Source organism: Streptomyces niveiscabiei, from assembly GCF_001419795.1.
Lineage (GTDB): Bacteria > Actinomycetota > Actinomycetes > Streptomycetales > Streptomycetaceae > Streptomyces > Streptomyces niveiscabiei.
In genome coordinates this window covers 1-4,819 of sequence record NZ_LIRL01000911.1, presented here as the reverse complement: position 1 = coordinate 4,819, position 4,819 = coordinate 1, and the positions used below count along the sequence as shown (strand labels likewise).

The following is a 4,819-nucleotide window of genomic DNA, read 5'->3' as shown; positions in this document are numbered from 1 at the left end:
GAGCGGGCGGGGGCGGACTGAGGGGGGAACGTGAGCGGCATCCGTGCACCGGACGACCGTGCGGCAAGGCCGCTCAGGATCGTACGGCGACGGTCGCCAGGGTGGTGTAGGGCATCGTGAAGCGGCCACCCAGCGCGTCGATGGCCTCGCCGACCGCGCCCTGGATCTCGGCCAGTTGATCGGGGCGGAGCCGGGTCAGGCCGCCGGTGGTGGGGAGCAGGTTCAGCCACTGGTCGCGCGTGTAGGACCGCTCCCAGTCGAACTGCCAGTGCTCCAGGCCGTCGAACCGCCCGGTCCCCCGGATCGTGTCGGCGATCTTCGCGTACCCCGCTCGGTACAAGTCCAGCGGACGTCGCGCCGGTTGACCGGCGAACGGGGAGTCGGGCGCCACCCGACGGCAAGCGGTGGCGAAGGGCTCGGCCACCTCGGCAGGCGGTTCGAACACGTGCCCGAAGATCGCCAGGTGTCCGTGCGGACGCAGCACCCGGGCCGCCTTCACCGCACCGGGGACCGGGTCCACCCAGTGCCACGACTGGGCGGCGATCACCGCGTCGAACGTCCGGCTCCCCGGTTCCCAGGCTTCGAAGGTCGCCACCTCGACCGGCAGGCCACGGACTCGGGCGAAGTCGGCCATCCGCGCGTCCGGTTCGACGCCAAGTACGGTGCAGCCGGCGGCCTGGAACTGGCGGGCCGCGATGCCTGTGCCGCAGCCGACGTCGAGCACGTCGAGCACGTCGGGTCCCGGGCTCCTGGTGACGACGCGCGTCACCAGGTCGTCGGGGTAGCCCGGTCGGGCCTGGTCGTAGCGTTGCGCGTCCGTGCCGAAGGACTCGGCCACCTGTCGGGCCTGATGCGGTTGCTCTCGCGGTAAGGTGGGCATGCGCCCACCTTAGTGGGCGGGCGCCCACAAGCCAATGGGTGCGCAGGGGTACGAGAGGATCAGCGGGTGCCGACCGGTGTGCATCTTCGTGACGCGCGGCAGCAGTTGTTCGACGCCGCCGAACGCGTGCTGTTGCGGGCCGGCCCGAACGGGCTGACCAGCCGGGCCGTCACCGACGAGGCGGGCTGCGCCAAAGGCGTCCTGCACCGGCACTTCGCCGACTTCGACGAGTTCCTCACCGAGCTTGTGCTCGACCGGGCCGCACAGCTCGAAACGCAGGCTCAGGCGCTCCGCGAGTCCGTCGGTACCGGCGACGTGGCCGACAACCTCACCGAAGCGCTGATCGCCATGTTCGGGCCCGTTCCCCTGGCGATCATCCCGCTCGTCACCTTCCGCACCGAGCTGCGCGCACGGCTGCGGCAGGCCAGGCCCGCAGGAGGGATCGCGATCCTCGCCCAGATCACGGCCGCGGTCTCCGGCTACCTGGCCGACGAGCGCGCGGCAGGCCGCGTCTCGGCCGACGCCGACCTCGACTCGCTCACCCTCTCCTTGGTCGGGGGCGCCCATCTCCTGTTCACGGACCGCGCCCTCGGTCCACCGGCCATGGCGACCGTCGCCAAGCTCGTGACCACGGCGCTCACTGACGCCGTGCGGCGACGGTCGAGCTGACTCCGCCACAGGTCTGAGGGACCCGCGCGGGTCAGCCGAGGATCTTCCGTTCGTACGCCACCGCGACCGCCGCCGCCCGGTCGTTGACGCCCAACTTGGCGTAGAGGCGGGCGAGATGGGTCTTCACGGCGGCCCTCATGACCGTGTGGGTGGTCGTCGTTCTCGCGTTCGCGGTCAGGGTCGTGCGCCCCTGAGGCCCGCCGGTTCGCTCGTTCGGCATCAGCCGATCGGTTGATGCCGAACGGGTGAATGGATGAGGCGGGGTCCGGCTCTTCGGCCGATGTGGCTGGTGGGGGCGGTCCGGGACGCTGGACGCATGCCCGTCATCGAAGTCACGGATCTGCGCAAGACGTACGGCGCCCACAGGGCGGTGGACGGAGTCTCCTTCGCCGTCGAGGAGGGGGAGATCTTCGGGGTGCTCGGCCCGAACGGGGCCGGGAAGACCACCACGGTGGAGTGCGTGGAGGGGCTGCGCGTGCCGGACGGGGGCCGGGTCCGGGTCGCCGGGCTCGATCCGGTCGCCGAGCACGAGAAGGTGGCCCAGCTGCTCGGCGCGCAGCTTCAGCAGAGCGAGTTGCAGGCGAAGCTGACCGTACGGGAGGCGCTGGAGCTGTACGCGTCCTTCTACACGCGCCCGGCGGACTGGCGCCCGCTCGCCGAACGGCTCGGGCTGGCCGGAAAGTTGACGACCCGGTTCGCGAAGCTGTCCGGGGGACAGCAGCAGCGCCTGTTCATCGCGCTGGCGCTGATCGGGAACCCTCGGGTGGTCGTCCTGGACGAGCTGACCACCGGCCTCGACCCCCGCGCCCGCCGTGACACGTGGGAGCTGATCGAGGACATCCGGGCGAACGGCGTGACCGTCCTGCTCGTCACGCACTTCATGGAGGAGGCCCAGCGCCTCTGCGACCGGATCGCCGTGATCGACAAGGGCAGGGTCGCCGCCCTGGACACCCCGGCCGGTCTGATCCGCCGCTCGGCGGGCGCGACGGTCATCAGCTTCACCCCCTCCGCGCCCCTCGACGAGGGCGACCTCGCCGCCCTCCCGGGGCTGGCCTCCGTCGAGCACAGGGACGGCCGCCTCACCCTCTCCGGCACCGACGAGACCGTCAACGCCGTGATCACCCTCCTCGCCCGCCGCCACGTCACGGCGCACCAGCTCCGCGTCACCGACGCGACGCTGGACGACGCGTTCCTCGACCTCACGAAAGGGGTGCCGGCATGAGCACCGGGCTCTCGACCCCCACCGTCAACGCCGCTGTCGTCAAGACCGAGTTCCGCCTCTTCCGCCGCGAACCCGCCGCCCACTTCTGGATCCTCCTCTTCCCCACCCTCCTCCTGGTGATCCTCGGCTCGATCCCCTCGTTCCGGGAGCCGGACGACTCCTTCGGCGGCCTGCGGCCCGTGGACGCGTACGTGCCGGTGGCCGTGCTGCTGGGGCTGATCGTCGGCGGCCTCCAGTCGATGCCGCAGACCCTCACCGGCTACCGCGAGCGCGGCATCCTGCGCCGCATGTCGGCGACCCCCGTACGGCCGTCCGCGCTGCTCGCCGCCCAGATGGTGATGTACGGCACGGCCGCGCTCGCCTCGTCCGTGCTGGCGCTCACGGTCGGCCGCCTCGCGTTCGACGTCACGCTGCCGAGGCAGCCGTTCGGCTACGCGCTCGCCCTCCTGCTGACCCTGTGCGCCGCGCTCGGCCTCGGCGCCGTGATCTCCGCGCTGTCCAGGACGACGAAGGTCGCCGGCGCCATAGGCTCCGCCGTGTTCTTCCCGTCGATGTTCTGCGCGGGCGTGTGGATGCCGGTCCAGACGATGCCGCACGGCCTCGCGACGGCCGTCGGCTACACCCCGTTCGGCGCGGCGGCCGAGGCCCTGAACCAGGCGGCGGCCGGGGACTGGCCCGGCTGGGGCCACCTCGGCGTGCTGGTCGCGTGGATCGTGCTGCTGACGGGCGCCGCCGCGCGCTGGTTCCGCTGGGAGTAGGAGACTGGCCGCATGACCTCGAAGGACGAGCAGATCGACCTGCGCTGGGAGCAGCTGCACGTCTGGGGTCCCTACGGGATGCTCGGCATCAGCGTCGTCCTCGCGACGATCGCCGCCGAGCTGACGGCGGGCCCGGCCGCGCGGTACACCGCGGCGGGCCTGGTCGTCGTCGCGCTCCTGCTCCAGCTGTGGTGGCACACCACGCGCCACCGCCGCCCGGACCGGGGCCGGACGCCCACCCCGGCGGGGACGGCGTACTACGTCCTGCGCTGGGCGCTCGCCTTCGCCCTCACACTGCTCAACCCGTTCTTCGCGTTCTACGCGGCCACCGGCTACATGGACTCCGACGAACTGCTCCCCGGAAGATGGCGCAGGGCCGGGCTGTTCGCCAGCGCGGTCCCGGTGGCGGGCGCGCAGGCCGGCGGGCTGCCGCCGAAGAACATCGGCCAGTGGGCCGTGTTCATGGCGCTGCTGTTCTTCCAGTTCGCGCTCCAGGCGGTGATCGCCCACCTCACCGAGCAGGAAGCGCGCCGCGCCGTCGAACGCTCCGCCACCATCTCCGAACTGGAACGCACCAACGCCGCGCTCCAGCAGGCCCTCGACGAGAACGCCGCGCTGCACGCCCAACTCCTCGTCCAGGCGCGGGAAGCGGGAGTCGCCGACGAGCGCAGACGCCTCGCCGCCGAGATCCACGACACCATCGCGCAGGGCCTGACCGGCATCATCGCCCAGCTCCAGGTCGTGACGAACACGCCGGACGCGGCGGCGGCGCGCGAGCACACCGTCCGCGCGATGGACCTCGCCCGGCACAGTCTGGGCGAGGCCCGGCGTTCGGTGCACAACCTCGCGCCGGTCGCGCTCGCCGACGCGGGGCTGCCGGAGGCGCTGAAGGGCACGGTCGCGGAGTGGGGTGAACGCACGGGCGTACGGGCCGAGTTCACCGTCACCGGGGTGGTGGAGCAACTCCACGACGAGGTGTCCGCGACGCTCCTGCGCATCACCCAGGAGGCCCTGTCGAACGCGGCCCGGCACGCGCGCGCGAGCCGGGCCGCGTTCGACAGGGCCTCCTGGGTGATGCGCAGGAGCGTCGCGGCCCCACTCCGCGACCGTGCCCTTCAGCGCCTCCGGCAGCCCCGCGCCGGTCGCGCTCGCCGAAGCGGGGCTGCCGGAGGCGCTGAAGGGCACGGTCGCGGAGTGGGGTGAACGCACGGGCGTACGGGCCGAGTTAACCGTCAACGGGGTGGTGGAGTAACTCCACGATGAGCTGTCCGCGACGCTTCTGCGCATCAC

5 protein-coding genes and 1 pseudogene are annotated in these 4,819 nt (G+C 72.3%); 4 read left to right on the top strand and 2 right to left on the bottom strand.

Translation table 11 applies throughout. From position 1 onward, the window contains the following. Positions 1–73: 73 nt before the first annotated feature. Positions 74–880: a class I SAM-dependent methyltransferase gene (locus AOK24_RS36785; RefSeq protein ID WP_055724293.1), complete on the bottom strand. Its 807-nt coding sequence runs from the start codon at positions 878–880 to the stop codon at positions 74–76. A 66-nt stretch (positions 881–946) separates the two neighbouring features. Between AOK24_RS36785 and AOK24_RS36780 the strand changes: the two genes are divergently transcribed. Continuing rightward, positions 947–1,549, top strand: a complete 603-nt coding sequence (locus AOK24_RS36780; RefSeq protein WP_055724292.1) for a TetR/AcrR family transcriptional regulator — start codon at positions 947–949, stop codon at positions 1,547–1,549. Positions 1,550–1,580: 31 nt separating this feature from the next. Here AOK24_RS36780 and AOK24_RS48000 read toward each other — a convergent pair. After that, positions 1,581–1,682, bottom strand: a pseudogene (locus AOK24_RS48000) (DNA-binding response regulator); the annotation flags it as partial. A 183-nt stretch (positions 1,683–1,865) separates the two neighbouring features. On the opposite strand from AOK24_RS48000, the gene AOK24_RS36770 reads away from it, so the two are divergent. The 3 genes from AOK24_RS36770 to AOK24_RS36760 are packed head-to-tail and all read left to right on the top strand — an operon-like array spanning position 1,866 to position 4,732. After that, a complete protein-coding gene (locus tag AOK24_RS36770) occupies positions 1,866–2,771 on the top strand; it encodes an ABC transporter ATP-binding protein (RefSeq protein WP_055724294.1) in 906 nt (301 codons plus the stop codon). Then, entirely contained in the window at positions 2,768–3,529 is a 762-nt protein-coding gene (locus AOK24_RS36765) for an ABC transporter permease (protein WP_055724290.1), read from the top strand. Before AOK24_RS36770 ends, AOK24_RS36765 begins: the two co-directional genes overlap by 4 nt. 12 nt (positions 3,530–3,541) lie before the next feature. Further along, positions 3,542–4,732: a sensor histidine kinase gene (locus tag AOK24_RS36760; protein WP_240554290.1), complete on the top strand. Its 1,191-nt coding sequence runs from the start codon at positions 3,542–3,544 to the stop codon at positions 4,730–4,732. Positions 4,733–4,819: the final 87 nt, after the last annotated feature.

Coding starts and splice junctions, on each gene's coding strand:
- AOK24_RS36785 (WP_055724293.1), bottom strand. CDS start 880: ATGCCCACCTTACCGCGAGAGCAACCGCATCAGGCCCGACAGGTGGCC.
- AOK24_RS36770 (WP_055724294.1), top strand. CDS start 1,866: ATGCCCGTCATCGAAGTCACGGATCTGCGCAAGACGTACGGCGCCCAC.
- AOK24_RS36765 (WP_055724290.1), top strand. CDS start 2,768: ATGAGCACCGGGCTCTCGACCCCCACCGTCAACGCCGCTGTCGTCAAG.
- AOK24_RS36760 (WP_240554290.1), top strand. CDS start 3,542: ATGACCTCGAAGGACGAGCAGATCGACCTGCGCTGGGAGCAGCTGCAC.